Here is a 1,806-nt window from a genome sequence, read left to right as displayed (position 1 = left end):
CGAAGTCACACGCCCACAACCAGCGTGAGCACCCCGACGCCGACGCACACCAGGCCCGTGACCTGCTGCTTCACGATGCACACCACTCAATGGTGCCCCGCCGGCCAGATTCTGACGTCACCTGCTCCGGCCGAGGTGCGCAGCCCCTTGGCCAGAAGCTCGCGCGAGAATACCCACTCCGCTGTTTCGTCGACCCCTGTGTGGAAGGTGGCGTGTACGGCGTAGGGGTCCCAGGAGTCGTAGCGCAGCCCGGTGGGGACGGGAAGGGTCGACCCAGACGAGCCAACGAGGCGCCAATGCATCTCACAACTCACCGTCGTTGATGTCGCGGCCGGGCCTGGCTCGGGGGGTGTGTCCCCGCATGGGCCAGCCTCACTGAGGACCTGCACGAGGGCATCGTCGAGATAGAGCGTGCCCATTTCGCGCTCGCCACCGTGGACGGAGTACCCGCTGGGGGTGTTCAACGTCGCGCAGGGAGCACAAGCGTTGCCGGACGCGGTTGTTTGCTCCGCAAGGTGTGTCCGAACGGCATGGGGAAGATCAGCCGAAATCTTCAGGACTGCTTCTGTGCCCAGCGTGGAGGCATCCAGCAACGCGTCGAATGTGTCCTTGGTTTCGCTTTCGCCGCTGTGGGAGTTCTTGAGGCTCACTGTTTTCCGCTCCCTTCACCGAGGCAGTCCGTAGCGGCAGAGTCCGTGCTGCGGAGCTTGTCGCGTTGCTTGCTGCTGCGCCTCTCCAACGCCTTGGCTGTCAGCCCCACACTCTCAGCTGCCTCCCGCTCGGTATAGCCAAGCGCCCTCAGCCCCATTGCCTGCTTGAGTTTGGGGTCCTGGATGCGGGTGAGGGTCCGGGAGACCTCATCGTGTACGAGAGCCGTCTGACATGGGTCGGGAGCCCGCGGATCAGGAAGCTGAATCAACGCTTCGCTGCTGTCGTCCCAGCGAGCCAGGCGCTGGTCGGCGAGCTGCTGCTTCCACCACTTGCGGTACGTCACAGCGAAGCAGCTGACGCACGCGCCCATGAAGTACGTGGCAAGCCCAGCGCCCCGTCGGGGATCCCAATGGCCTTGCTGAGGCGCGTATCGGCGAAAGAACGGCACCGCCGCAAGGAGCGTCTCGGTGGTGCGGTCACCGGTGTAGCCGTCGGCGCGGACGGCCCGTACGACGGCGATATCCGCGGCTAGGCGCCGCTGGTACTCGTCCTCGTCAGGTAGCCGCGCGTGTGGGACCAGCTGGGTCTCAACTTGCCGCAATAGGTGCGGGGTGATCGTCGCCAGGGCTTCTCGCTGATCGACCTCCTCGATCTCCGGCCATGCGCGTTCCTCTGCATGTAAAGCGTGAGTACCCGTCCTGCTCATCTGCTCGCCCAAAACAGACCCCGACCAGCTGCGAGCCGACCGCCATCCCGCGGGCGAGGCACCTGCGTCGACGCTTCTGCGACCGGGCCGCCCTAGGTCTCGCGCACGGCGTGGGCACGGCGGTCGGCAGCATCGTCATTTCCGCCTCAATCGCGTGGCTTCAGTCGCGCTGACCCGGGTGCTGCCCAGTCTCGTAGTTGCGGACCGCGGCCCGGAGCAGTTGCCTCCCGACGAGCAGAGCAAGACCGCCCGAAGCTCGTGGACAGAACCACAACCAAACCACGGAGCAACACGATGCCGTGTGGGGAGCGACCGGCGGAAGCCGGAGGCTGCCCGTGCCCGGCAAGGGCAGCACCTAGACCCGTACTTCGCGGGTCGTTGATTCGTATGGTGTGACCGGTCCAGGGGTGTCCCTGGGCCGGGGTGTGGCGTTGGGTGGGGTGTGTCGA

Annotated in this window: 1 protein-coding gene and 1 pseudogene; both read right to left on the bottom strand. The window is 65.9% G+C overall.

Annotated elements, in window-relative coordinates; genetic code table 11:
- Positions 1-89: 89 nt before the first annotated feature.
- Positions 90-302 (bottom strand): annotated as a pseudogene (locus ACFV9O_RS40230) (SsgA family sporulation/cell division regulator); the annotation flags it as partial.
- A gap of 344 nt (positions 303-646) precedes the next feature.
- Positions 647-1,369: a hypothetical protein gene (locus ACFV9O_RS40225; protein WP_385428016.1), complete on the bottom strand. Its 723-nt coding sequence runs from the start codon at positions 1,367-1,369 to the stop codon at positions 647-649.
- Between the last annotated feature and the right edge of the window lie 437 nt (positions 1,370-1,806).

The sequence above is a fragment of the Streptomyces sp. NPDC059909 genome (assembly GCF_042730885.1).
Taxonomy (GTDB): Bacteria; Actinomycetota; Actinomycetes; order Streptomycetales; family Streptomycetaceae; genus Streptomyces.
Note: the sequence above shows the minus strand (reverse complement) of the source record. Positions and strands in the feature narration are given on the sequence as shown.